Source organism: Hymenobacter volaticus, from assembly GCF_022921055.1.
Lineage (GTDB): Bacteria > Bacteroidota > Bacteroidia > Cytophagales > Hymenobacteraceae > Hymenobacter > Hymenobacter volaticus.
In genome coordinates this window covers 4,059,651-4,085,540 of record NZ_CP095061.1, presented here as the reverse complement: position 1 = coordinate 4,085,540, position 25,890 = coordinate 4,059,651, and the positions used below count along the sequence as shown (strand labels likewise).

Genomic DNA, 25,890 nt, shown 5'->3' with positions numbered 1-25,890 from the left:
AGCAAGAGAATAGCTATTGCGCTAGCTGCTCATCAAGCAGCCGAAACGGATTTAATTGATCGAGGCGCAGCACAAATCTAATTTGATCGGTGAAGTCCTTGCGGCTGGCAGGAAAGCCGTTGCCGTATTGAGAGCCCACCACCGGGAAATAAAAGCTAAGGACCCGGTTGATCAACGGCAAGCTCACCCCTGCATCGTAATACAGCCGTTGTGGATTGCGGTCTGCTACTATTTGGTTCTTTTCCTTAGTCGCTCCAAAATCGGCAAAGATTCCTAGTGGAGTCACGGGTAAATCAGCCTGCAAATTGAGCGTAGTAAGCCAACGGCGACTTGCCACAGGAACATTTGCCTTGAAGGCACCGTCCCGATCATCAAACTGATGCTCTTGAGCTGCCAAACTAGGCGAAATCTGCTGTCGGTCGAGAAACATCGTTTGGCGACGGTAATCAAAGCTGCCACTTAGCCCCATGGCAAAAGGAGTATCATTCGCCTTTTGCAGGAAGCTGCCCCGAATAGGCGCACAGAGAAGGTCTTCTTGGGAGAGTAGTAGCGGGTATGCTTTACCTCAGCGCGCACCAGCGCCGCTACGGTGCGCCTATTGTCTTCCGAAAGGTCAGGAGTGAAATAGTTGAATTCGATATGTCCGTTCCAACGCCGGATAGCATTGCTGATACCGACGCCATACTCCAACGACTGGATACTAGCCGTGACGCGGTCATCCTGGGTGTAAATGGCTGTGTTGGCTAACTTCACCGTATGCTGCGGCTTGTCGAAGGCAGTATGGGGCAACTGAAGCGTCAGGCTGGGCTCAACTTTGCGGTAGCGTTCGAAGCGCTGCACTACCACCCCGAGTACTGCCCGACGCGTGAATTGAACCGGCAAAATATTCAGGTTCAAAACACCAATACCATTCAGCTCTTTACGGTTGAAGCTGTACATAGGCATAGCCAAGTAGCTAAACTTCTTGATATTGAGCGGACTGTTGTAGAAAGCAGCACCCAGCATAAACTTGTCCGATGTATTGGCGCCAATCACCGGCAGCCAGTTGATCGTGGCCCAATCCCACCGCTCCGGACTTATTACAGGGCGTAGCTTCACAGGCTCCAAAGCGCGTAGGAGACCAGTTGTCCGGAGGCGGTCATCGCGGCGATTGAGCTGGGGCGTGAGATACTCAGGATCGGCAACAATAGCAGCCACTCCTTCCTCCTTAAACCGCAGTACCGCGCTGTCGTCTTCGTCAGTGTTCGTAAAGGGCTTGGTCCATTGGGTTTCCAACACCTTGCCTTGTGCATCCAGCGTTGCTACCGGAAACGGGAATGGAGTAGGGGAGTCGTTGCGAATTAATACTTTGCGCTGCCCTTTTTCCTCTTTCGACTTGGCTATCACGGCATTGTAGCGGTATGTGCTATTGAGCATCGGGCCAAAAAACCAAGTGAGCTTCTGGCCAGTCGTTTGCTCGAACACAGCCTGCATATCCTTGGGGTAAGGATGACGAAACTGCCACTGCTCGTAATACGCGTGCATGGCGGCATCGAATTTCTCTTGTCCTAAGTACGCTGCCAAATACTTCAGCAAGGATGCTGTCTTGCCATACATGATGATAGCATAGTTAAGCTTGCCATAATCGGCCGAGGTGATGTTGCTTACCGGCTGATCGAGGCCTCGACTTGCCACTGTTTGATAGGGAATTTGGCTGAGCGCTGCGTTAGGAAGACCATCGATGCTTAAGAGTCGAGCGCCAGTACCCTTGGTGGGCAGCCCCGCCAAAATTCCTCCACTTTCTCCATGCAACTCGGCTACTCGATTTTCTACATAGGAGTTGACGCCTTCATCCATCCAACCAAAATCCCGTTCGTTGGACGCTAGGATGCCATAAAACCAATTGTGCCCTACTTCATGCACAATAGCTGCCGGCTGCGTAACGGTTACCATGGGGTATTCCATGCCCGAGCCAGCACTCAGTGCGCCATCTACGGCCGTAGCCGCGCTATAAGGGTACTCGCCTACCCAACGTGAGTAATAAACTATGGCTGAATCGACGTCTTGCAGACCTCTTTGCCATTTCGCAGCTTCTTTATTGGTGAATAGTACCCACGTAGCTACTTGCCTACCTGATGGCAGTGTCACGCCGCTTTTCAGCACATTAAAACGTTTATCGGCGAACCAAGCAAAATCGTGTACGCGGTCCTGCACGTAGCGCAGGGTTTTGGTTTCAGTGGTAGAAGGTGGAAAGTTTAGATCGTCGCCGAAGTCAGTGGCGGTTTTCTTAAGAGCAGTGGCCGCGGCTAATTGGTCGAGGCGGGCCTGTTCTTCGGGGTTTTGCAGTACACCAGTAGCGCCTACCGTGTAATTGGTGGGTAAGGTAATGCGAACATCAAACGACCCAAACTCCGAATAAAACTCGCCTTGGTCGAGGTACGGGATTGGGTGCCATCCCTTCCGGTCATAGACGGCTGGTTTAGGATACCACTGTGTAATCTGGTAACTCTGGTCGACATGGCCGAAGCGCGAGAAAGAATCTGGAATCTTTACCCGGAACGGAGTGGTAATCGTGACGCTGGCACCTGCGGCCAGCCGCTGAGGTAGCACCAGCTTGGCCATATCGGGGCTTTCAGGGTCGTATTCTAGCTTGGCAGGCTGGCCGTCTACTTTGAACTCAAGCTGGTCGATGAAGCCACGCTGCTGCGCAGTGGAAAAATGAAACTTACGGCTTTGGTTGCGGAGTTGCTGCCGAGCAAAAGCAGTGTTGTCGTCGCGATAAGCATTAGGCCATAAATGGAACCAGATGAAAGGCAATGCCGACGGTGAATTATTGGTATACACCAGCTCTTCGCGACCTGTGAGCACATGCTGCTTATCATCCAGCGTGACATCAATGGAATAGTTGACCTGCTGCTGCCAATAAGCAGCAGGGGACACAGGTTTAGCTGTGGGCTGCGACAGTGCCAGCAGGGGCAACGCAATCAGCCAGAAGCCGACTATAAATTTTTTCATACGAGGCAACAAGGAACGAGATGATACTGAAACGAAAGTAACTATCTGTTACGTATGGCCGCGCTACAACCTTTGCTAGGTGCCCTCCGTTTGCACAGGCAGTACTTTCCAACTCCGCTTCGGCGGCCCAATTACATCGCCATGTCCTTCCACAAACAGCCCAAAGACGACACCCAGCACCAGAACCACCTCGACGGTACCAGCAAAATTCTGAGCGGTGATTTAGTTGAAGAAGCCAGCCGCGCTGGCCTCGATAATGCACTGCAACGCTGGATAGAAGATGTGAAAGACGTCAATAACCCTGAATTGCACCAAGTTGTAGTCGACCTACAGGCGCTGAAGGCCCACTTTGGTGGCGGTTCCATCGACTCTAAGCTGGTAAGTCAGCTTCTAGGACGTCTCGGCGAGAACACTATCAAAGCGGCCATTTTTGCTGACAACCCAAATACCTCGGACCGGGTTACCAAGCTAGGCGAGACATTGCTACAAGCTGCCAAGCAAGTACAAAGCCCACAAACTTCAACTGATCAAGATTTGCAGCAAGATTCCTCAAACCGTTAGAACAGTTTGAGACTACCAATAAAAAAGCCGGCCTGCTCGATGAAGAGCGGGCCGGCTTTTTTATTTATTATCAGAAAGCTTAAGCAGAAACTTTCTCTGCTATGTTTAAGCGCTTCTCCTTGATACGAGCAGCTTTGCCCGACAGGCCACGCAGATAAAACAGACGTGCCCGACGTACTTTACCGCGACGGATTACCTCGATCTTGTCGATGTTAGGCGACAGAAGAGGGAAGATACGCTCAGTGCCAATCTGGTTGGAAATCTTACGAACAGTGAAAGTCTCACCATTGGAGTTAGGGTTCTTGCGCTGAATAACAACACCCTGGAACTGCTGAACACGCTCCTTGTTGCCCTCGCGGATCTTTACGTGGACGTTGATCGTGTCGCCGGCAGCAAAACTAGGGAAGCTGGCGCGGCGCTCCTGGGATTCCTGCTGAATAAAATCGAGTAGTACGCTCATGGCTGAAAAAACTGTGAAAGGACGGCCGCGCCGTCTATGGTTTCGGGTAAGGAGGCGCAAATATAGCGCTTTGTTTTGAAATTGTGAAACTGTGAGCTTATCAAATTGCGAGTTTATCGCTCAACAGAAGTGGTTTATGCTCTCTGAAAAAGCAGAACGGCAAACGCATTATTTCGTAAAGCCACCGTTTTACTCTTGTAAGAGGTCTGGACGGCGCTGCCGGGTTCGTTCCAATGCTTGGTCGTGCCGCCAGATATCAATTTTAGGTGTGTTGCCAGAAAGCAAAATTTCGGGTACTTCGTGTCCCCGCCATTCTGCCGGACGAGTATAAACCGGAGGAGCCAGCAGGTTGTCCTGAAACGAATCACTTAAGGCTGATTCCTCGTTGCCAAGAACTCCAGGCAGTAGACGCACCACAGCATCGACCAAGACCGCTGCACCCAGCTCGCCACCGCTAAGCACATAGTCGCCCACACTAATTTCGTGGGTGATATATGCTTGTCGAATTCGTTCGTCAACGCCCTTGTAGTGCCCACAAAGAATGAGCAGGTTGCCTGCTAACGACAGACGATTGACTAGAGACTGCCGCAAAGTTTCTCCGTCGGGGGTCATGTAGATGACAGCGTCATAGCTACGTTGTGCTAGGAGTTCATCAAAACAGGCCGCAATAGGCTCAACCCGCAAGACCATGCCGGCGCCGCCTCCAAATACGTAGTCGTCAATTTGCCCATGCTTGTTGATGGCATAACGGCGCAAATCGTGCAGATGAATTTCGGCTAGCTCTTTATCCTGTGCACGCTTCACAATGGAGTGTGCAAAGGGGCTGACCAGCAAATCTGGCTGGCACGTCACGATGTCAATACGCATAGCAAGCAGCTTGGAGTGGACTACGGTTCGTCGAATTCGTCGGGCTCGTCACGCTCCCGAGAGGGCGGCGTGAGGTACACGTCGAGTAAGCCTTCAGGAAGCTGCACGTATAACTTTTTGCCTGCTTGGTCGGCGCGAGAAATCAACTCGTCCACAACCGGAATCAGCACTTCTTGTCCTTGGTAACGCATGGCTAGCAAATCCTGCTGAGGTAGTTCGTAGAAGGTTTCTACGACACCTAATTGGCCTAGCTGCTCGTCTACTACCGTGAAGCCAATAACATCGTGGAAGTAGAACTGATCTTCCTCTAGCTGAGGCAATGCCTCCAGAGGGCGGTAGAGCTTGGCGTTGCGCAGTGGCTCAGCTTCCTCTATCCGGTCGATGCCCTTCAGTTTCAGCAACGCCCGGTTTTCAGCCTGAGGCTGCAGCTTTTCCACCTCGTAGGTAGTTAGCTTGCCAGGAGCAGTCGGCATTTCCAGCAATACCGATTTCACCTTGCGGTAAGCATCCAAGTCGTCAACATCCAGAAAAGCTACAACAAACCCTTTCAGGCCGTGGGGCTTGCCGATGGAGCCAAGCAAATAGCAGTCGTCGAGGGTCATAAGGTAGAAGTTTCGAGAAAATGAGGAGAGGTGATTAGGAGAGAGTAACTAGAAGCCGGCGCATTCCAATCACTCAATTCCTAATCACCTCTCCCTCGATTACCAGCAAAAAGCTTAAGCGCCGGCTTCCTCAGTGGTTTCAGCTGAAGCAGCAGCGTCGGTGGTTTCACCTTCGGCAGTAGGAGCTTCAACAGGAGCTGGCGTGTTTTTCTTGCGCAGCGCCTCAGCACGAGCTTCTTTCACTTTGGTTTCAGCAGCCAAACGAGCTACGCGAGCATCGTCTTTTGCAGTGCCAAGCGAAGTGCGCTTGCTTTCAATCTTGTTGTCTTTCTGCTCTTTCCACTCGGTATAGCGCTGGTCAGCTACTTCCTGCGAAATAGCACCTTTGATCACACCAAGTTGCAAGTGCTTGCGGTAGAGCACACCACGGTAGGAGAGCATAGCCCGAACGGTGTCGGTAGGCTGTGCGCCCTTCATGATCCAATCGAAAGCCTTGTCACCATCGAAGTTGATAGAGGCGGGGTTCGTGTTGGGGTCGTAGGTACCAAGTTTCTCGATAAAGCGGCCGTCACGTGGGGAACGAGAATCGGCAACAACGATGTCGAATTGAGCGGCCTTTTTGCGGCCACGACGGGCGAGGCGGATTTTAACTGCCATAAACCAGGTTGGTTAAGCGACGCAACTCGTGCGTCTGATTGAAAAATGAGGTGCAAAGGTAAGCACAGTTTTCGCAGCGTAAAAGCCCGGCCCTGAATTAACTACATGACTATGCCGAAGTCTGCTTGCAATAGCAGACGGAGTGGCCTGATTTTGTTGGCTAGACATATTGCTATTTCAAACAAAGAGCCCTTGACAGCAAAGTGTTGTCAAGGGCTCTAAAGAAACCTAGCTTCTTATTCAAGATGGGCTTAAGCAGCCACCCGCATCTTTTGGGCTTTTTGCTTGCGCTTGATTTTGATGATGCCAGCCTTGTCCATAGTCCAGATGAACATATACGTGGGGTCGAACTCCCACCACTTCACGCCGAAGTTCACACGCATCGGGAGCTTGTGGTGGTTGTTTTGAAACAACTCACCGAAGGCCAAGAAGTCCAGTGCCAGCGTGTTTTTCGAGTGGTCGTGGTTGTCGAAGTTCTGATAGCCGTACTTGTGGCCGCCCCAGTTCACAATAGCACCATGAATTGGGCCCATTAGGAAGTGAATTGGCAGTAGCAAATACTGCCACCATGCCGTGGCGAAGTTGATGTAGAATAACACGTAAGCCGTGCCCCAGCCCAAGCGCGAATACCATTTGTCGCCCAAATTTTCGATCAACTTCCATTCTGGATAATCGCCCTCGAAACGCTCGGCAGCAGCGTAGTTGCGGTTCAGCACATCGTTGTAGATGTTCTTAGTCTTCCACATCATCGAGAATGCATTCGAAGAGAACAATGGCGAATGCGGGTCCATCTCGGTATCGGAGTAGGCGTGGTGCATGCGGTGCAACAACGCATATGCCCGCGGCGACAGGAACGAAGAGCCTTGGCAGATGTAAGTGAAGAGGAAGAAGAACCGCTCCCAAAACTTGTTCATAGTGAACATCTTGTGTGCTGCGTAGCGGTGCAGATAGAATGTCTGCGTAAACAGCGACAAGTAGTAATGGGCAACAAAAAAGACGAGAATTGCCATAGTGGAATTATATGAAGGTCGAAGTCGGGAGCAGGCGCTTCAGGTGCCAAAGCCCAAATGCAATACTTTAGTTCAGAAGCGCTTTTACAAAACTAAGGCCACTATCTGCTGAGTGCAATTTTCGTGATAGAAAGGCCAAAATGTTGTTAGGGTTTTATTCCAGCTAAACCGCACAATGCATTAGGTACTACAACTTCAAAATTTATCTTGGGGGTAACTGTGCATAATAAACTGCACCAGTTAATACCGGCTAAATACTGAAATGCAGCAGAAAGCTTTAGTGTCTAATTCTAAAGCGAAGTTTAATAATACGCGGTGGCCGCTTCCCAATGCGGCATGTCAGGCAACGGAGCCACGAAGGTCATTTCTTCCTTAGTAACTGGGTGTTGCAACTCTAGCCGCCGAGCGTGCAGGGCAATGCTTACATCAGGTAACGGAGCCAAGAACCCATACTTCACGTCGCCAACAATGGGCGTACCTAATCCAGTGGCCAATTGCACACGAATTTGGTGGGGGCGGCCTGTAATGGGGTTTACCTGAACTAAGTAGCGGGTGCCTGCTTGCCCTAACACAGTGTAGTCGAGGTCAGACTTCTGACCTTGGCCGTGGCGCTCAGTGTACGCTTTGGTGGTATTGCGGATGGGATCTTTCACCAGCCAATGCGTAAGGTGCCCATTAGTAGGCTCAGGACACTTGCCAGTCAGGGCCCAATAGGTCTTGTGAATCTTGTTGTCGCGAAACATCTCGTTTAGCCTGCTCAGCGCTTTGCTGGTTTTAGCTAGTATCACGATGCCACTCACAGGGCGGTCAATACGGTGTGCCACTCCAATGAAGGCAGCACCTGGCTTCTTGTACTTGAAGCGCAAGTACTCTTCAGCTTTTGCGGAGAGAGGTTCGTCGCCAGTAGCGTCGCCCTGCACGAGCAGGCCAGCCGGCTTATTGATAACGAGGAGATGATTGTCTTCGAACAGAATTTCCTTCCGTTCCGACCACAGATTCGGACGATTCACTAGTAAATAATCAGCAATGAACAGTGAGCAACAGCCAAGCTTCGGTGCATGTTTGCACGGAGTATACCAATGAAAATTGCTTTCTACTCATTGATATGTAGTTGTTGCAATTAATACGCTTCGTCGGTGTTAGGGAAGTCCCGACTTTTTACATCCTCGATATAACGCTGCACAGCACTATGCATGATGTCGCCCAAGTCGGCGTAGCGGCGTAAGAAACGAGGTTTAAACTCTTTGGTAATGCCTAGCATATCGTGCACAACCAAGACTTGTCCGTCTACATCAGGGCCGGCTCCGATGCCAATAACGGGAATCGTGAGCTTCTCGGCTACCTGTTTGGCTAGTGCGGACGGGATTTTTTCCAGTACTACGGCAAAGCACCCAAGTTCTTCCAATAAAATGGCGTCTTCAATGAGCTTTTGCGCTTCTGCCTCTTCTTTGGCCCGCACAGTATAAGTGCCAAACTTATAGATACTCTGCGGCGTGAGGCCAAGGTGACCCATAACTGGTATACCGGCAGTTAGAATCCGGGTGATAGAATCCTTTATTTCGGCGCCGCCTTCTACTTTGATACCGTGCCCGCCAGATTCTTTCATGATGCGAATAGCGGAACGGAGCGCCTCCGAGGAGTTTCCCTGATAAGAGCCAAAAGGCATGTCAACGACCACAAAAGCTCGCTTCACGGCCCGCACAACCGATGAAGCGTGATAAATCATCTGATCGAGTGTGATGGGCAGGGTGGTTTCGTGGCCAGCCATGACGTTGGAGGCCGAATCGCCAACCAACAGCACATCAATTCCTGCGCCGTCGAGAATAGTCGCCATCGAAAAGTCGTAGGCCGTGAGCATGGAAATTTTCTCGCCCCGCCGTTTCATGGCCAGCAGTTGGTGCGTGGTCACGAGTTTGACTTCTTTGTGCTGCGACATTAGAAGATGATTATAGTGGTAACTGATGCATTGACTGAAATTCCGGACAAAAGTGTCGAAATTCTATCATTTCCACCGCTCTAACTCTACTATCTGGTTACAAGCAGCACTGTCTTCTATGGATAAATCGGCATTATTAGCTCGTACTACCTATTAAGGAAAGTGCGGTTACGGTTCAGCTTCAAATCTTGCAGTAACGATGACTTAGCCGCAATCGTCACAAAATAGCCTTGCGCGTAGCCCTTAAACGGACGCCACGTACCTGTAATCTGCCAGCAGTGCAAGTCGCGGAAAATATCGAGCGAAGTGAAAGCTGAGGTTTGGTTGATGAAGTCGTAGTTAGTTGTGTAGCCTACCCGCGTATTTGCTGTAAGTTTCACTGAACCACTTAAATTCAGCGAGGCGGCAGCAAGTGAGCGAGGTCGAACGTAGGTACCACGGCTAGGGCGTGGGCCCGGGTCGGTGTACTGTGCAGTGAAGCCAGAACTCAGTTCCCAAGGCAATTCGAAATCAACATAATCCTCATACGGGTTAATTGGAATTGGACCGCCAAGGGCCGGGTCGTTAGCGGGAGCTACGTCGCGGCTGATATTGGATTTGCGCCCTGGCTTTTGACTTGGGTTGAACTGATAATTCAGCGACAAGCTGCTATTAGCAAGGCGAGCTAGCTTAGGTTTTCTTTGATCGAGTAGGTACCTGTTGATAATGGTGCCAGACGAGTCACGCTGATAAGGCTCGAAAGTAGCACTGAGCAAGAGATTAAGCTTGCGCGCCACTTGGGTTCGGAAGGTAGTGGTGATGGGTGAAAGCCGAGGGATGCCAGCGTCAGCCAGGAAATTATAACTGAAGTTCAAGTCCAACCCATCAATCAAACTGACTTTTTTGAAGGGTGTGGTACCTGTTGTGTCATTGTTATCACGCACTTTCATTTCCACCGAATTCTGAAGCGAAAAACCTACGGTGCCAGCCGCACTAGTACCAGTAATAGAAGGCGCCCCAGTAAACCCTTGATATCGAGAGTAAAAGCGTCTATCTAATATTATGCCTGTTACAGGGGCTCGTTCTGCCTGAAGCTCTTCTAATCTATCGTCGGGAGTGTTGCGAGCTATACCGTAATAAGGAAGACCTTCAATCCGTTGAGCTGACTTACCAGCTCCTCTCCCCGGAACATAATTGATGCTTATGTTCGGCGTGACTTTATGGCGAATGGCCTCTATTTTCTTGCCTTTTATTTGGTATAATCCATAAATATTGGTTCCAAAGTTTGCCCCGAAGCCACTTGAAAAGTCTCCTACAGCACTAAATTCTCTTAACGTATCAATGCGTACTGCTTGGGCTACAGGGTCATACTTGTAATCAAGTTTCTTGAGATACCAAGAATTATTATAGTTAATGGTGGGAGACAGATTAATAAACTTCAGGATGTTATAGCTGCCAAGCGAGATTTGGAATTGGTGCAGAATGCTGGTCTGCGCGTTGCTTAGCAGTCTATCAACGTTACTGAGTTTGATAGGAAAGATTGAACTCGTGCTAGCGCCGCCAAGCAACGGAATGCCACTACCGAGCGTCCGAGCAGGCTGTGTGTTGGTGAGACGGTTTTGAGCATTTAGCGTGTAGGAAAAAGCAAACTGCTCGTAAAACTTACCAGTAGGGGATAATCCTAGCCATTGATAAGGGTACTGCCGGGCTACGCCCACCGTAATATCAGGCAAAGTGAAGTCCATAGTGCCAGTCTGGACGTTCTGGCTCTGACTCGCGTTGATGGAATAGTTGATAGGAGCATTGCGCAGTTGCTTGCTGTAACTAACTGTCGAGTTAAAAGCAGGCGCGAGGTAGCGACCGGGGTCTATTGAATTTTGCTGGTTGAAGTCGGAACTACCAGCCCGTACACTGGCCGAGAAACGGCCACCACCAGGACGGGGGGTGGGCGCATGACTCCAGTTTAACCAGAAAGTTTGCGGCTTGCGGGGCGGACGATACGTTGGGTCTGTGCTAACACCTTCGTCGGATGAAAGTAACTCGCTAGGGCGCGAAGAGAATTCAAAGCTTAGCAAGCCGCTGTATCTATAGCGCTTGATATACTGCATTTCGGCCGTGCCGCGCCAGCCGCCAAACTTCTCGCCAGCACCTGAATAGATGTCGCCCGTGAGGCGTAGACCGATATTGTCGCTGGCGGCCCAGTAGTAGCCGCCGTTGCGCAAGTAAAAGCCGCGGTCGGTAGAAGTACCGAAGGTGGGAATGATAAGGCCCGAAGCTCGGCTCTTACTCGGGGAAGGGAAGTAGCCGAAAGGCAAACCCAAGGGCAACGGAATGTCGCTAATAACGAGGTTGAATGGGCCCGTTACTACTTTTTCGCCCGGAATCATCTTCATCTTGGTAGCATTGATGAAGAAGTGCGGATGTTCTAGGTTGCACGTAGTGTAGCGGCCGTTGCGGCCAAAAATTTCGTTGTACTGATTTTTCTTGATGACATCGGCATGCACGTAGCCTTCGCCCTGTTGCGTCACGGCTTCGGCAATCTTGCCTTTCTTGGTTTTGAAGTTATAGTTGATGCGCCCCGCCTGGTAGTTTTCAGCCCCATTTTTGAAAATGGGTCGGTCTTGCACCTTGCCCGTAGAGTCGGGGGCGCCCTCTGCATTAATTAGATTCTTGCTGTAATCTACCGTGATAACGGCTGCTTTCAAGGACACCTCGCCGTAGTCAACGTTGGCCTTGTCGTAGAGCGTAGCCTTTTTCTCTTGCACATTAAAGCGGATCGAGTCCTTAGCCGCGTACTTCACGGTCGTTTCCACGTCGCCTTTGCGGCGGGAGCCGGTCGAGAGCTGTAGCGAGTCAGTGCCGGAACGGCGCACTAGCCCAGTCGTGTCAGCGGCAGTTCTGGTCCCTGTTCGGCGTGTGGTCCGAATAGTATTGGGGCGCAGAACGGGGGGCGGGGTGCGCACGTCGGAGCGCACGTCGGCGCCGGGGCGTCGAGTGGGCGTTTGGGCCAAGGCAGGAAATGCTAGGAGCCCTAGAATAATCCAGAGTGCTAAGGGCCGGATAATCCGGCATAGTGGCCTGATAAAGAAAATAATACTGGTGTCGGACAAAGGCTCGAGTACGGCCACGTGGTTTTATTCGTTTATTTTGTGGCGGTTTGCAAAGGTAGCGGGTCGCTGCTCTTCACTAACGAAAACTGTGCGGAATATTGTCGCCTTGTGCCTAATTGGCGTGTTGTGTTTTTCCGGCTCGCCAGCCGCGGTAGCACCGGAAGCTCCGGTGCCGCGGCCTGTCTTTTCTGGTATGCCCACAGGGTACCGATTGCGGACGGTGGTTCTCGACGCTGGCCACGGCGGAAAAGATCGTGGTTGCGCGGGTGTAAGTGCCCGAGAAGCCGATGTGGCATTGAAAATTGTATTGGAACTCGGGCGCCTAATCCAAGACAGCATGCCCGGCGTGAAAGTGGTGTATACGCGTAAAACCAATGTGTTTGTGGAGTTGGCCGATCGGGCAGGTATCGCCAATAAAAACAACGCCGACTTATTTATCTCGGTGCATTGCAACGCCGCTGCGCCCTCCGCTTACGGAACCGAAGTCTGGACGATGGGCCCCCACAAGACGGATGCTAACCTCTCGGTAGCTAAGCGAGAAAACGCAGTTATTCTACAAGAAGACAACTATAAAGAGCGTTACAACGGCTTTGATCCTACTTCTCCTCAGAGCCATATCCTATTCTCCCTCTACCAGAGTGCCCACATTGTAAACAGTATTCGGTTTGCGCAGAAGGTTGACCGGCAATTCCGTACTACTATCAAGCGGCCTTCGCGGGGCGTGAAGCAAGCGGGTTTTCTGGTGCTCTGGAAATCAACTATGCCTTCTGTTCTTATTGAAGCAGGCTTCCTTACCAACCGAACTGAAGAGAAGTATCTGAACGATAAAGCCGGGCAAGCGTATATGGCTTCAGGTATCTACCGGGCCTTCCGCGACTACAAAAACGAACTGGAGGTGATGAACGGGGAATAGCCCTTTCTACGCCTGTCGTGGCCAGTTCTCTCTGCATATCACTAACGATAGACTATCGTGGCCAAAGAAATAAAAGTAGCCCTACTGGGCATTGTGGCCTTAGCGGCCCTGGTTCTAGGATTTAATTTCCTAAAAGGGGCCAATTTGCTCTCCTCTGACCGCACGTATTACGCCACCTACGACAATGTAGATGGACTGACCGTAGGTAATCCGGTCATACTGAACGGTATCAAAGTAGGGCAGGTTAAGGAAATGCGGCTGATGCCCGAGCAAGCCAACCGCATTAAGGTGTCCGTGGAATTGCAGAAAGGTATTACTGTCGGCGATTCGACAGTAGCCAGTCTAAGCGGCTCGTTGCTAGGCTCCAAGACGATTACGCTGTTTCTCGGTAAAAATTCCAAAGTCTATGACGGTGGCGAAGAGCTGAAGTCTTATACCGTAGCCAGCATCACCGACGCGTTCCAGGCCAAAGCTCTGCCGGTGCTTGGTACTGTCGATTCGACGTTGACCAAGGTGAACAGCTTTCTAAACAAAGACGCCCGCGTGAGCTTGCAGGCCACGTTGCTTAATGCGCAGGGCAGCACTGAGGCCCTTAGGAATCTATTGGTGATGAATCAGCGCAACATCAACCAGATTACAACCAACATGGCTAGGCTGACTTCTGACTTGGCCGTAACTACTAAGAAGTTTGACCGAATTGCGGCCAACTTCAGCCAACTCAGTGATTCCCTCAAAGGGGCACCCGTTGGGCCGGCCATGCGCAAGCTGAACGCCACCATGACGGAAGCGCAAGGAACCATGACGACTTTGAACCGGTCGTTGAATGACCAGAAAGGTTCGTTGGGCAAGCTCATGAACGATGACTCGCTTTATAACAACCTTAACGCCACGGCGGCTAGCACCAATTCTTTGCTCTCCGATTTCCAGGCGAATCCCAAGCGCTACGTGCACTTCTCGGTGTTCGGTGGTGGCAAGGAGAAAGTGAAGAAGGAAGTGGAAAAGAAGCCTAACGGAGAAACAGAAATAGAAACCAAAAAGGTGACTTCCACACCTACTCTGCAGCCTTCTGATTCGGCCGTACAGAAGTGACCTTAGACCCAGTCGGCGTAGAACCGACCCACATTATCTACCTTTGAAATCCGCCCCAACAGGCGGATTTCTTGCTTCCTACCCTACAGTGAAGCAGTAATAGAACAGTGAGCCTGCGCTTCTAAATGCCTAAGCAAAAAGGCAAGCGCACAGTTTCAACGTTTTACTGCTTTCTGCCTACCTACCCATTCCCACCCGCATGAACCTCGAATTCAACAAAAACGACGATCTACTCAAACAGCTAAATTTTCAACTCAGCCAACGCTTAAAGAAAGCACAGCTCGGTGGCGGCGAAAAACGAATTGCCGCTCATAAAGCCAAAGGCAAGCTTACTGCCCGAGAGCGTATCGACTACCTATTGGACAAGGATTCCGAAACCATTGAAATCGGGGCCTTTGCAGGGAGGGGATGTACCAGGAGGAAGGCGGCTGCCCTAGCGGGGGCGTGGTTGTGGTAGTAGGTTACGTGCAGGGGCGGCAGTGTGTGGTCGTAGCCAACGATGCCACCGTGAAAGCTGGAGCTTGGTTTCCGATTACGGCCAAGAAAAACCTGCGGGCTCAGGAAATCAGCATTGAAAATAAGTTACCCATCATCTACCTCGTCGATTCGGCGGGAGTATACCTGCCCATGCAGGACGAAATTTTCCCTGATAAAGAGCACTTCGGCCGCATTTTCCGCAACAACGCCGTGATGAGCAGCATGGGCATCGTGCAGCTTGCCGCTATCATGGGTCCGTGCGTGGCTGGTGGAGCCTATTTACCCATCATGAGCGACGAGGCCATGATCGTAGACGGCACCGGCTCGGTTTTCCTAGCAGGTTCCTATCTGGTAAAGTCAGCCATTGGCGAAACCATCGATAACGAAACCTTGGGTGGTGCAACCACTCACTCCGAAATTTCCGGTGTTACGGATTACAAGTTCGCCAACGATGAAGAATGCCTCGACCACATCCGCAACATCTTCGACAAGATGGGCGGACAGGCTACGGCTGGTTTCTCACGTAAGGCTCCTACATCACCTAAAGAGAAGCCCGAGGAAATCTACGGCTTGCTGCCCGCTGACCGGGTGAAGCCCTACGACATGATGGACATCATTCGGCGTTTGGTTGATGATTCGGAGTTTGAGCCTTACAAAGACCTCTACGGCCAGACGCTACTCTGCGGGTTAGCACGCATTGATGGGTGGGCCGTGGGCATTGTGGCCAACCAACGCAAGATTGTAAAAACGAAAAAGGGCGCTATGCAAATGGGCGGCGTTATCTATTCTGACTCGGCTGACAAGGCGGCACGCTTCATTATGAACTGCAACCAAAAGCGCATCCCGCTGGTGTTCCTGCACGATGTATCGGGTTTTATGGTTGGTTCGCAGTCCGAGCACGGCGGCATCATCAAGGACGGCGCCAAGATGGTAAACGCCATGAGTAATTCGGTGGTACCCAAATTCTCGGTGATAATCGGCAACAGCTATGGGGCCGGCAACTACGCCATGTGTGGCAAAGCGTATGACCCGCGTCTTATCGTGGCTTGGCCCACCGCCCAACTAGCCGTAATGAGTGGAGCCGCCGCCGCCAACACGCTCCTCCAAATTCAGGTAGCCTCACTCAAAGCCAAAGGTGAAGTCATTACGCCCGAAGCCGAGAAGGAACTGCTGGACCGTATCAAAGCTCGCTACGAAGAGCAACTTTCTCCTTACTACGCCGCCGCCCGCCTATGGGTAGACGCTATTATCGATCCACTAGAAACCCGCAAAGTGATTTCTCAAGGCATTTCCATGGCCAACCACGCGCCTATTGAAAAGGCCTACAATGTGGGCGTGATTCAGGTATGAGGCCTTTAGATTCACATAGCGCAACTATAGCTGGATGGAGCTTTTTTGTAGGATTTAGTTATATATTTTTCATGACGACCAGTTGGTCAGGTATGCCTGAGAAAGCACCTTACAATAAATTGTTTAACTTGAAAGTGTGCTGCTTGCATGTAGCAGCAACTATTCTGTGTGGTGCAGGAGGAATGTACCTATATCAGCATGGTACACCTGCCATTGGGCTTATTATGCCCCTTGTGTTTTTGGTGTTGCTGTTGCCAGTAGATGTTCTAACAAAGGCATTGACTGGTCGCCACATTATTATTGCAACCCGGTGGGACAAAAAGCCGCCTTCCTATAGATGGTATGTCGATGGTCTTCTCGGGTTCTTGATCGTAGTTATTCCTCATCTCAGTCCCATTGTAGTATTGATTTGGTTTAGAGAGGACATTTGATGGTAATTTATTGCTGTCGCTCCGCGGTATCGGCTGGTTTAATGGGACTATGGCGTTTCGGAACCATTATCAGTTGGCCTGCATGGAATAGCTTTTAAATATAGAAGCAGAGATGGGTCGCTTACCTTTGTTTCCCATCCTGACCTGAAACGAACGTGACCGATCCTAATACTGCCGCCTTCGAAAAGGCTCGAACTGGCCTGTGGACCAGTTTGCAGAAGCACTTAGCCGCTGTATATAGTGCTGAAAAAAGCTTCTTAGCGGCTACAGCCTTTGTCGATGAATTTCCCTTTGCCTTGCATGCAGCAACTCAGGAGCAGCAAGACGATTTTGCGAAGTCTCGCAATGCGTTGCGTGACCTTTACAGCGACGAAACCACACAGCTAGACACCCTAGCCAAAGCAATCCGGACTAAAGGCTATTCCGAGGACCAGAAGAAGCAACTGTATTTATTGATTCTTGGCTACATGGACATAGCGGCCTCCATATTCGAACTGCTAAATACGCACGTGCCTACCAAGCTACCCGAAGATGAGGAGCTACAGGAAGTGGCTGCTAAGTTTGAGCGGGTGAAGAAATTTGCGCGGCTGAACGTGAAAGGATTAGCCGGTTTATTAGGTTAGGCTGGCTACTTATATGGCTTCACAAAGCTGCTTCCCATCGCAGCGCAGAAGTAGTAGGTAATAATGCTACACCAAAGAAAAGCCGTTGTTGTCGCAGTCGACAGTAACGGCTTTTCTTTGGTATAACAGTTACAGAGGCTGTTTTTAGTCGTTAGTCTACATCGCCATCTATACAGATAGTAGCGGCATTCCATAGTGCCAATTCTAATGGCCCAGTTGAGAATCGTAGCTGCAGCACCATGGGATAGCTGCTATTTGCCATTGAAAAGAAAGTGAAATAAAAATTTGCTATTCGAGATATAGCCTGTACGTTTACGGTGTATTAGATACATAGTACACTAAAACAATAAGCGCATGGTTACCATCCAGCACCTTCGATTTGGGTACTCTCGCCGGACACCGCTTTTCGAAGAACTTAGCCTAAGCCTTACGCGCGGGCACATTTATGGTCTGTTAGGTAAAAACGGCGCGGGCAAGTCTACGCTACTTAAGTGTATGGTGGGGCTGGCCTTTCCATGGTCGGGAACGTGCACGGTGCATGGGCAGCCATCAGCTGAGCGCCGACCTGATATGCTGGCTGATCTGTTCTTTCTTCCCGAAGAGGTGTATGTGCCCGCAATAACGTTCGAGCAGTTTGTGGCAAGTACGGCGCCCTTCTATCCTCGCTTCGACCGGGACCAACTAGCTACTTACTTGCACGAACTGGAAGTGCCAGCTCAAGGCCGACTACAGGCGCTATCCTATGGGCAGCAGAAGAAGTTTATGATTGCCTTTGCTCTGGCTACCAACACAAGTTTACTCGTGCTCGATGAGCCCACCAATGGCCTCGACATTCCATCGAAAGCGCAGTTTCGCAAAATCGTGGCCTCAGCGTTAGGGGAGGAGCGGTGTATTATTATCTCGACCCACCAGGTGCGCGACCTCGACGCCCTAATTGATACGGTGGTTGTGGTGCATGACCGCCAGATTGTGCTCAACCAAAGCATCGACGATTTAGCAGAGCGCTTACGCTTTGGCACAGCGCGACCTGACGAAGCCGCTACCCCAATTTATGCAGAAGCTTCCATACGCGGGCTGCAAGGCATCTGGCCCAACCCGGCCGGACTGCCAAGCCGGGTCGATTTGGAACTGCTCTTCAACGCCTTAATCAACGATAGTGCTGCTTTAGCAACTCATTTACTGCATCCTTCCCATGAACCAGCAATTTGATTTTTCGCGCTTCTCGCGCCTGCTGCGCAAGCACACCGTCGAAAACTTGCGAACCTATTTAATGGGAACGGCTGTGCTGACCGGTACGCTAATTATCGTGCTAGCGTGGCTGACTTACGCCACCCGACGGCCATTATCCATGGATTTGCAGCTGATCATGTTTGGTTTCTTTATGCTGGCAGCTGGCGCCGTGTTTACGTCTTCCGTCTTTACGGCTATCGGTGACCAGCGCCGGGCAGCACCTGCACTGCTACTACCTGCCTCGCACTTCGAAAAGTACTTGGTGGTATGGCTGTACTCGATGCCTGTGTTTCTGCTTGTGTTTACGGTAGTGTTTTTTGCCATGGATGCCCTTGCCTTACAGCTAGGAAGAGAAAACTATCCGCATCAGTTACTCGATTTTACAGCCAATCCGAGGATACCACTTGGGCTACTGCTCATGTATGCTTTGGCGCACGGAGTGGCTATGTGGGGCGCCATCTACTTCAACCGGCTACACGTTATCAAGACGGCTTTCGCTGCTTTTGGGGTGATAACTGTATTGGTCGTGCTCAATATGCAGATACTGAAAAACTTGTTGAACCCAGAGATAAGAGCGACCCTGCCATTTGGTGATGTCTTGATACCATCGGGCGAGCAATTCTTTCAATTGGCGCTGCCTGACAGCCAAAAACAGCTGTTTGGATTGGTGCCACTGGTGCTAGCCATCTTGCTGTGGGCAGGTGCATATGCCCGCCTAACCGAAAAACAACTATAGCCTAGCGGGAGCTAGTTGATTATATGGATTTCAACGAAAACGAAGCCATCTACCTGCAAATAGCCGGGTATGTGAGCGAGCATATCCTGCGGGGCCAGTGGCCCCCGACGACAAAATTCCGTCGGTTCGGGAGTTGGCCGTCGACTTGCAGGTGAACCCCAACACGGTGATGCGGACCTACGAGTACCTTCAGAACCAACAGGTGATTTACAACAAGCGCGGCATCGGCTTTTTTGTAACCCCCGACGGACCAAAACGTGTGCAGGAGCAACGCAAAGCGCGCTTTTTGCAGCAGGAGCTACCTACTTTCTTCCGCACTATTCGGCTGCTAGGCGTCGACCTGCCCGAAGTGCAAGAACGGTACAACCAGTTTCTGGCCGAACACCCCGAACCCGCTTCCACTCCGCACTCATGAAAAACAGCCTCAAGTTTCTGACCGCCGCCGGCATGGTATTAATTGGTTCACTTACTACTTACAATGCCGCCTTACGGGCCGAGTATCAGCGCGGCACCTTCAAAGACCCGCTAAGTAACTACAATGTGTTGCCACTGCGCGACTTCAATACGCTTGATGTGCCCGCGGCGGGCGCAATGCGCGTGCGCGTGGAGTCCGGGCCCTTCGCCGTGTATGTAAATAAGGAAGCCACCGAGTTTGTGCGCGCAAAGCAGGAAGGTGACAAACTCACTCTCACGCTGAACTATCCTGAAAAGGAAAAGTATTTGGGTCAGGGTGAAGCAGTTATCATTCGTTGTCCGCGCCTAACCTCCTTGACAACTGGTACCACCTACACGCGCGCGGGTAGCACCCAGACCACCATGCGGGAAAACCAGCCTAACATGATGTTTTTGATGGTAAAAGGCTTCGCACAAGACAGCTTGCAACTGGTCCAAAACCATACGTCCCGTGTGATACTGGCTGGCAACCACCTCGGGCGGCTACGAGCAGTAGTAGGCAACACCTCGGGAGTACCGCTGCATTGGAATTGAATCCTGACAATCAACTAGGCGCTACCAATATGCGGGTGGAAGAACGGGGCAGGCTTGTAGCAAATAATTTGGCGCTGCCCGGCCTGCGCTGGCAGTTCAGCGACAGTGCACAAGTGGAACTGTCGGGGGCGGCCTTGCGCGCCTTAGCTAAATAAGAAGGTGAGTGAAGTTGGTGGCACCATAAGCGGGAAGCTCACCAACTTATAGTCGGGTCGTGCGAGCTGCAACTCGCACAACCCTTAACCGGGCTTACTGTACTGCCGCATTAGCTTGCGGTATGTACAGTAAGCCCGGTTTTCTGTGTAAGACAGATGGGTAGTTAGGCAGCACAGACCCTGATTTAGTGGTTGCAAACCGGTATAAAATCAGTTGTTATGCAGCCAGCCAAGGGGAAGTTGTGTACTAGTTCTTCGATATGTCGTAAACCTACTTTAAATTGAACAATCCACCCCTTGGGTACTGTTAAACCTAGGCAACTGACAGCGGTGATACCGTATCAGATGCTTTAATTTGTTACATCCGCCGCTTCTGCCCTCCCGGCACCCCTTATTGCTACATGACCAACAAAGAAATTAAGGCGCTTATCTCCCTGCTCGATGACCCCGAAGTCGCGCCGCAGATTCAGGAGAAGATTCAAACGCTCGGGGAAAGCCTGATTCCGTTCTTAGAGGAATCATGGGAAGAAACCCTTGACTCGCAGCAACAGCAACGGCTGGAGGACCTAATTCATAGATTGCAATTTGAGGGCTTGCAGCAACGCCTGCGCGTATGGCGCGACTCGGGCAGCGAAAATTTGATTGAGGGCATGTGGCTGCTGAATTCATATCAGTACCCCGATGCCGATTTGCAAGTGCTCAACCGCGCCATCGAGCAGTTGCGCTTCGAGGTTTGGACCTTGCTCAAGCCCGAAATGCACCCCGCCGACCAAGTACAAGCTCTAAACTACGTGCTGTTCAAGACGCACAAGTTCGCGGCCAACACCCAAAATTTCCATTCGCCGGCCAACTCCATGTTGCAGCGCGTACTGGAAACCCGCCGGGGCAATCCGCTTACGCTCTGCGTTATCTATTTGCTGGTGGCGCAGCGCCTAAATCTGCCCATCTACGGCGTAAACTTGCCTAACCTGTTTGTGCTCACCTACCGCCTCGACGACCTCGATGTGGAGCCGTTCTACATCAACTGCTACAACCGTGGCCTGGTGCTTTCGCGCACCGACATCGAGCACTACGTGGCACAACTCAACCTAACGCCCAACGACATTTTCTATGAGCCCTGCTCACACATCGACATTGTGCGGCGGGCATTGCGCAACTTGCAGTTGAGTTTCGAAAAGTTACAAGAGCCCGCTAAAGCCGCCGAGGTGAATAAGCTGCTGGCTATTCTCACCGAAGAACAGCAGCCCGCTACCGACGCGTCGCTGGGGGAGGAATAAGAAAGCTTCCCTGCAAACCAAGCGCGCAGTATTCGTTTGGTAAGTTTCAGTTTCTGAAAAGCAAAAGCCCTTGACTAAATAGGTAGTCAAGGGCTTTTTTGTATGTAGTAGCAGATCTTAATTCCGCTTGATAAGGCAGCCAGCGGCGCGTTTGTCGGGGACGCCAGCCGGCCGACCGGCCAGAAGGTTGTCGAGGACTTGCTGCAAGTAATGTTCCTTGGCGAAGCCTTCCATCTGCGGATTATCGTCGATGGCACCTTTGTAGCGTACAGCAAAGCCACTACCAACGGGCTGCAATACCACAGCTTCGGGCGTTTTGGAGGCTCCTAGCAGCGTGCTTACTTTTTGCCCTTCGTCGTTGAGTAAAGGCAAATCGGCACCGGCAGCTTTTGCTTCGGCACCAGCACTGGCATCGAGGTTGATGGGCGCTTCAATGAATAGAAACTGCACGCCATTGCCACTATACTGAGAGCTTAGTGCCGAAAGACGCGCCTGATACAAGCGGGTGAAGGCGCAGTTCGGATTGACGAATACGACCACAACCGCCTTGTTACCTGCGTAACTGCGTAGAGCCACCTCTGCATTGGCACTGTTCTTCAAGCTGAAGTCGCTAACAGTACGGTCGCCTTGGGCACGGGCCACACCTACCGCAACTGTACAAAACAGCAGAGCCGCAGCAGCAATTATAGAAACTCGGCGAAAAGACATGAGCAAGGGGTAAGGGTGAAGAAGTGAAAAGGCAACTTTACTTTCAAGAAGTAGGGCCCAAGGTTCTGAAAGCCAAGAATCAGAACGCGGAACTCACTATTTCACCACGGCACCATTTCACTGTGAGCGTAAGTTAGCACGTAATCGGGAGTGAGGCGCTGATAATGAATTTGGTGTTCGCTGCGAGAGTTTTCTAGGAGCAGGTGTCCCGTCAGTACACCGGCCTCCCGCAGCTTGAACGGGTCGAGCAGAATCTGCTCTTTGAACACCAAGCCCCGGCGACTGTGCAGCTTATAAATCGTCTCTTTGGCACTCCAATAGAGACTGTGCTTTGCTGCTTCGTCGCCAGCGTCGGTCCGTTCGGCTTCCGATAGAAACCGCGGCGCCAACTTTTGCGCTTTGTCCCGTACTAGTTCAACATCTGTGCCAACATGTCCTTGCGTGGCTACCACACAGGCTACCCACTGGCCTGAGTGCGACAAAGAAACGGCGAATGCGGGCAATTGCTCGAAGAATGGCCGACCGTTCGCATCATTAATAAGAATAGCAGAAGCCGAAGTATGCTCCCGCAGCACCTCATGCGCCAGCACTCGGCCAGCCAACCACTGCCGGCTGCGCGTTTCGTCACGGCCTGCGGGCTGAAGAGTAGCGTACTGCTGAGACTCGGGCAAAACTCGCAGCAAGGCTTCAGCGGGCTCATCAAGTTGCCACAAGCCTAGCAGGCTTTGATTGGAAAGAGGAGTGAGGGAATGTAGCGGCATAAAGACGAAGGTACTTGCTGCCCTTCTTTTACGCCTAGCGCCATCCGCAAAGTAGATGTTGCAGCTTCGCGTTTCCTTGCAATGGCGACGAGAACCTAACTTCGCGGCATGGCACTCACGCACCGTCCCGAAGTTCAGAAGCTAGCAACCCTCACCGGGCACCACGACTGCGTGTACACCTTGGCTGGTACGGCAGGGACCTCCACCTTCTTTTCGAGTGGGGCCGATGGGATGGTAGCCGTCTGGAATTCGGAGGCTACGGAGCAAGACGGCGAGCTAGTGGCGAAAGTGGAAAATTCGGTGTACGCCCTATTACACCTGCCACAGCGCAATTTGCTGGTGCTCGGCCACAATTTTCAGGGGATTCAAGCCATTGCGCTAGACGAGAAGAAACTAGCCTTTGCCACCGCCCTGCCGCCGGTAGCTATTTTCGATATGGCGTATTCCGAAGCTCGGCAGCGCCTCTACGTCGCCCTTGGCGACGGGACCTTGGCAGTACTGCGCGCCACTGATTTCAAGGTAGAAACGTTGTTGCGCCTTTCAGATAAAAGTTTGCGCTGTCTGGCATTGCACGAGGAGCGAGGCGAACTGGCGGTAGGAGGCTCTGATTGGCAAATTCGCATTCTGGATGCCGACACGTTGGCTGTGAAGCAGACGATTGGCGGTAGCACCAACTCCGTCTTCACAGCTACTTACTCGCCCGACGGCCGGTACCTACTCACGGCGGGGCGCGATGCCCATTTGCGGGTTTGGGACGTAGCTGCCGATTACGTTGAGCATCAAACTATCGTGGCGCATATGTTTACCATCAACCACCTAGCGTTTTCGCCGGATGGACGGCTGCTGGCTACTTGCAGCATGGACAAGAGCATCAAGCTGTGGGATGCCGATACGCTGGCTTTGCTGCGAGTGGTAGACCGGGCGCGGCACGCCGGCCACGGTACCTCCGTAAACAAGTTGTTTTGGCCGGGAGCGCAGAATCGGCTAGTTTCGTGTAGCGACGACCGCAGCCTTGCCGTGTGGCAGGTTAGTACTGAGTAGTCGGTACGGAGTGGCGAGAACGACGTTTAAAGGTCCAGCTTCCAGCAGGCCTGCAGAATGTCTTACCTTTTACTGCCACCTACTCGCTACTCACTACCTAGTACTCAATACCAACGTCATGAAAATTACCGCCCTCGATATCCGCCAGAAAACCTTTGAAAAAGCTTTTCGTGGGCTCGACAAAGACGAAGTGCAAGCCTTTCTGCTCACCCTCTCGCAGCAGTGGGAGCGAATGGGTGATGAAAACCGTGAGTTGCGGGTAAAGCTCGATCACGCCACCCAAGACGTAAGCAAGATGCGAGAGGTAGAAACCAGCCTCTACCGCACTCTCAAAACCGCCGAAGACACTGGCAACAGCATCACCGAGCAGGCTCAGCGCGATGCCGAGTTACGCATCCGCGAAGCGCAACTAAAAGCCGAGCAGCTTCTGTCCGATGCGCGTCAGAAAGCCCGTGCCGTGGTAGAAGAAGCGTATCAGCAGTCGGAGAAGACGATTGCAGAGATGAAGAAAGAGGTAAATGGCCTCGGCCAGGAATGCCAGCGCCTAGAAGCGCATCTCGAAACGTTGGTTCGTGACCTGCACCATATGGCTTCTGACGTGCTAGCCAAAGTGGAAAAAGCGCGGGCGCAACCAAAAGCCAGCACGGCTGCCATCCTTTCCCGTGCAGCTAGCGTAAAAGTGAATCGGACGGATGCTGCAGACCACTCAGCCCCATCCGACGCTCCTATGTACGTTAGTTCTTCTGCCACTTCTTCTGCTGCCGCTATATCGGGCACTTCAGGTGCTTCTTTTAATGGGGCCTCTGCCGCCCACACCGAACCGCGCGCCTATAACCCTAAGCCCGGCCAGCAGCCCGATCCGGGTGCTCCGGCCCAAACCCCTGGCCCCGATATTCAGCCTAATCCTTCACCAAGTGAAAATCCTGGCCGGGTAGACCCTTCCCGCATCTATCAGCCTGAACCATCCACGGTACCTCAGCCTAGTGAACCTCGGGTAGAGCCGACAGCTCCAGATATTCAGCCAATTGGCCCAAGCCACCCCGAAATCACGCAGCCTGAGCCTTCTACGCACCCGGGTATGGCTGCTGTGGCATCGAGCGAAAAATCTTTCTTCGACGAGATATAAGCAAACTGTGCGCTGCTTTATCTGGTAGCACATTGCCCACCGAGAAGCCTGCCTTGAACGGCAGGCTTTTTTGTTGCTTTGCAAGGTGGTGCTATAAGCCTGCCACTTCACTATTTTACAATCTCACAATTTCACCGCATGGGCCAGATTGCACTGGAGGGAATGGAGTTTTTTGCGTTCCACGGCTACTACGACGAGGAGCAAAAAATCGGGAACAAGTACGGCGTCGACCTCTACATCACTACGGATCTGCACGCGGCTGGCGCCTCCGACCGCCTGCACGAGACGGTGAACTACGAAGTACTCTACCGAGTAGTAGCCGAAGAAATGCTGGCCCCTGCTCGGTTGCTGGAGCACTTAGGCTACCGCGTAATAGACCGGGTAATGGAAGAGTTTCCCTACATCGAAGCCGTGCAAGTCAGCGTCTCGAAATTCAACCCGCCCCTAGGCGGTATCTGCCACCGCGCCCGCGTGACCCTAGACCGCCAGCGCGGCGACTAATACTATAGGATACCGCCTAGCAACAGCCTTGCGTTTTGAATATAGTTGCCCTAACGAGGTTAAAGAGCTAGAGAAGCTATACTTCTTTCTCAGATGAGGGAAACTAGCTTCTTTAGCTTTAGTCCTCTATAACCAAAGACGTAGGCATTCTAGTAAACTAACCGTTCTACAAAACAGCTTTAAACGCACTAAAACCAGCCCAGCAAGGCTGGTTTTTTTATGCCTGACAGATAAATGAATAGCAGTTCTGCGAAAGCTGTATTCTTACTTCTGAAAAAATAAATGATACCGGCTGTAACGAATAGCCGG

Annotated in this window: 25 protein-coding genes and 1 pseudogene; 14 read left to right on the top strand and 12 right to left on the bottom strand. The window is 51.7% G+C overall.

All coding sequences use genetic code 11. From position 1 onward, the window contains the following. Window positions 1-13 precede the first annotated feature (13 nt). Both MUN86_RS17750 and MUN86_RS17745 read right to left on the bottom strand, forming a co-directional pair. Window positions 14-469 carry a hypothetical protein gene (locus MUN86_RS17750; protein ID WP_245119384.1) on the bottom strand — a complete coding sequence of 152 codons (456 nt, stop codon included), beginning with the start codon at window positions 467-469 and terminating at the stop codon, window positions 14-16. Next, window positions 460-2,994 carry a M1 family metallopeptidase gene (locus MUN86_RS17745; RefSeq protein WP_245119383.1) on the bottom strand — a complete coding sequence of 845 codons (2,535 nt, stop codon included), beginning with the start codon at window positions 2,992-2,994 and terminating at the stop codon, window positions 460-462. Before MUN86_RS17745 ends, MUN86_RS17750 begins: the two co-directional genes overlap by 10 nt. Window positions 2,995-3,135: 141 nt before the next feature. Between MUN86_RS17745 and MUN86_RS17740 the strand changes: the two genes are divergently transcribed. Then, window positions 3,136-3,555 (top strand): hypothetical protein, encoded by a 420-nt coding sequence (locus tag MUN86_RS17740; protein ID WP_245119382.1) that lies wholly within the window; start codon window positions 3,136-3,138, stop codon window positions 3,553-3,555. Window positions 3,556-3,634: 79 nt separating this feature from the next. Here the strand turns inward: MUN86_RS17740 and rplS are convergent, their stop codons facing one another. The 8 genes from rplS to MUN86_RS17700 form a co-directional block, all read right to left on the bottom strand. Beyond that, entirely contained in the window at window positions 3,635-4,015 is a 381-nt protein-coding gene (rplS, locus tag MUN86_RS17735; protein WP_245119381.1) for a 50S ribosomal protein L19, read from the bottom strand. A 189-nt stretch (window positions 4,016-4,204) separates the two neighbouring features. Beyond that, the gene (gene trmD / locus MUN86_RS17730) at window positions 4,205-4,882 is read right to left on the bottom strand and encodes a tRNA (guanosine(37)-N1)-methyltransferase TrmD (protein ID WP_245119380.1); all 678 of its coding nucleotides are present in this window, start codon (window positions 4,880-4,882) and stop codon (window positions 4,205-4,207) included. A 20-nt stretch (window positions 4,883-4,902) separates the two neighbouring features. Beyond that, a complete protein-coding gene (gene rimM, locus MUN86_RS17725) occupies window positions 4,903-5,484 on the bottom strand; it encodes a ribosome maturation factor RimM (RefSeq protein WP_245119379.1) in 582 nt (193 codons plus the stop codon). A gap of 114 nt (window positions 5,485-5,598) precedes the next feature. Next, a complete protein-coding gene (locus MUN86_RS17720) occupies window positions 5,599-6,141 on the bottom strand; it encodes a 30S ribosomal protein S16 (protein ID WP_245119378.1) in 543 nt (180 codons plus the stop codon). Window positions 6,142-6,392: 251 nt separating this feature from the next. After that, complete coding sequence (locus MUN86_RS17715) at window positions 6,393-7,151, bottom strand: acyl-CoA desaturase (RefSeq protein ID WP_245119377.1); 759 nt, start codon at window positions 7,149-7,151, stop codon at window positions 6,393-6,395. 302 nt (window positions 7,152-7,453) lie between these two features. Beyond that, on the bottom strand, window positions 7,454-8,161 hold the full coding sequence (locus tag MUN86_RS17710; RefSeq protein WP_245119376.1) for an RluA family pseudouridine synthase: 708 nt from the start codon (window positions 8,159-8,161) through the stop codon (window positions 7,454-7,456). Between the two features lie 110 nt (window positions 8,162-8,271). Beyond that, entirely contained in the window at window positions 8,272-9,087 is an 816-nt protein-coding gene (gene panB, locus MUN86_RS17705; protein WP_245119375.1) for a 3-methyl-2-oxobutanoate hydroxymethyltransferase, read from the bottom strand. A 146-nt stretch (window positions 9,088-9,233) separates the two neighbouring features. Beyond that, window positions 9,234-12,176 (bottom strand): putative LPS assembly protein LptD, encoded by a 2,943-nt coding sequence (locus MUN86_RS17700; protein ID WP_245119374.1) that lies wholly within the window; start codon window positions 12,174-12,176, stop codon window positions 9,234-9,236. A gap of 193 nt (window positions 12,177-12,369) precedes the next feature. Between MUN86_RS17700 and MUN86_RS17695 the strand changes: the two genes are divergently transcribed. The 10 genes and pseudogenes from MUN86_RS17695 (at window position 12,370) to MUN86_RS17650 (ending at window position 21,444) form a co-directional block, all read left to right on the top strand. Beyond that, window positions 12,370-13,089 (top strand): N-acetylmuramoyl-L-alanine amidase family protein, encoded by a 720-nt coding sequence (locus tag MUN86_RS17695; RefSeq protein ID WP_245119373.1) that lies wholly within the window; start codon window positions 12,370-12,372, stop codon window positions 13,087-13,089. Window positions 13,090-13,146: 57 nt separating this feature from the next. Next, entirely contained in the window at window positions 13,147-14,178 is a 1,032-nt protein-coding gene (locus tag MUN86_RS17690; RefSeq protein ID WP_245119372.1) for an MlaD family protein, read from the top strand. Window positions 14,179-14,377: 199 nt separating this feature from the next. Further along, window positions 14,378-16,005: pseudogene (locus tag MUN86_RS17685) on the top strand (acyl-CoA carboxylase subunit beta). A 586-nt stretch (window positions 16,006-16,591) separates the two neighbouring features. Beyond that, window positions 16,592-17,059, top strand: coding sequence for a hypothetical protein (locus MUN86_RS17680; RefSeq protein ID WP_245119371.1), 468 nt, complete (start codon window positions 16,592-16,594; stop codon window positions 17,057-17,059). A 354-nt stretch (window positions 17,060-17,413) separates the two neighbouring features. Further along, window positions 17,414-18,268, top strand: coding sequence for an ABC transporter ATP-binding protein (locus MUN86_RS17675; RefSeq protein WP_245119370.1), 855 nt, complete (start codon window positions 17,414-17,416; stop codon window positions 18,266-18,268). After that, window positions 18,252-19,025 carry a hypothetical protein gene (locus tag MUN86_RS17670; protein WP_245119369.1) on the top strand — a complete coding sequence of 258 codons (774 nt, stop codon included), beginning with the start codon at window positions 18,252-18,254 and terminating at the stop codon, window positions 19,023-19,025. The genes MUN86_RS17675 and MUN86_RS17670 overlap by 17 nt, the downstream gene beginning before the upstream one ends. A gap of 97 nt (window positions 19,026-19,122) precedes the next feature. Continuing rightward, complete coding sequence (locus MUN86_RS17665; RefSeq protein ID WP_311181722.1) at window positions 19,123-19,440, top strand: GntR family transcriptional regulator; 318 nt, start codon at window positions 19,123-19,125, stop codon at window positions 19,438-19,440. After that, window positions 19,437-20,012 (top strand): hypothetical protein, encoded by a 576-nt coding sequence (locus MUN86_RS17660; RefSeq protein WP_245119368.1) that lies wholly within the window; start codon window positions 19,437-19,439, stop codon window positions 20,010-20,012. Before MUN86_RS17665 ends, MUN86_RS17660 begins: the two co-directional genes overlap by 4 nt. Next, window positions 20,003-20,167 carry a hypothetical protein gene (locus MUN86_RS17655; RefSeq protein ID WP_245119367.1) on the top strand — a complete coding sequence of 55 codons (165 nt, stop codon included), beginning with the start codon at window positions 20,003-20,005 and terminating at the stop codon, window positions 20,165-20,167. The genes MUN86_RS17660 and MUN86_RS17655 overlap by 10 nt, the downstream gene beginning before the upstream one ends. A gap of 401 nt (window positions 20,168-20,568) precedes the next feature. Next, entirely contained in the window at window positions 20,569-21,444 is an 876-nt protein-coding gene (locus tag MUN86_RS17650; protein ID WP_245119366.1) for a transglutaminase-like domain-containing protein, read from the top strand. A gap of 117 nt (window positions 21,445-21,561) precedes the next feature. On the opposite strand, the gene MUN86_RS17645 is transcribed toward MUN86_RS17650, so the two are convergent. Then, on the bottom strand, window positions 21,562-22,152 hold the full coding sequence (locus MUN86_RS17645) for a redoxin domain-containing protein (RefSeq protein ID WP_245119365.1): 591 nt from the start codon (window positions 22,150-22,152) through the stop codon (window positions 21,562-21,564). A gap of 101 nt (window positions 22,153-22,253) precedes the next feature. Beyond that, window positions 22,254-22,913 (bottom strand): 4'-phosphopantetheinyl transferase superfamily protein, encoded by a 660-nt coding sequence (locus MUN86_RS17640; protein WP_245119364.1) that lies wholly within the window; start codon window positions 22,911-22,913, stop codon window positions 22,254-22,256. 108 nt (window positions 22,914-23,021) lie between these two features. On the opposite strand from MUN86_RS17640, the gene MUN86_RS17635 reads away from it, so the two are divergent. The 3 genes from MUN86_RS17635 to folB all read left to right on the top strand — a co-directional run bounded on the left by MUN86_RS17635 (window position 23,022) and on the right by folB (window position 25,581). Further along, window positions 23,022-23,954, top strand: a complete 933-nt coding sequence (locus MUN86_RS17635) for a WD40 repeat domain-containing protein (RefSeq protein ID WP_245119363.1) — start codon at window positions 23,022-23,024, stop codon at window positions 23,952-23,954. A gap of 118 nt (window positions 23,955-24,072) precedes the next feature. Further along, on the top strand, window positions 24,073-25,080 hold the full coding sequence (locus tag MUN86_RS17630) for a DivIVA domain-containing protein (RefSeq protein WP_245119362.1): 1,008 nt from the start codon (window positions 24,073-24,075) through the stop codon (window positions 25,078-25,080). A gap of 138 nt (window positions 25,081-25,218) precedes the next feature. Further along, window positions 25,219-25,581, top strand: coding sequence for a dihydroneopterin aldolase (gene folB / locus MUN86_RS17625; protein ID WP_245119361.1), 363 nt, complete (start codon window positions 25,219-25,221; stop codon window positions 25,579-25,581). Window positions 25,582-25,890 lie beyond the last annotated feature (309 nt).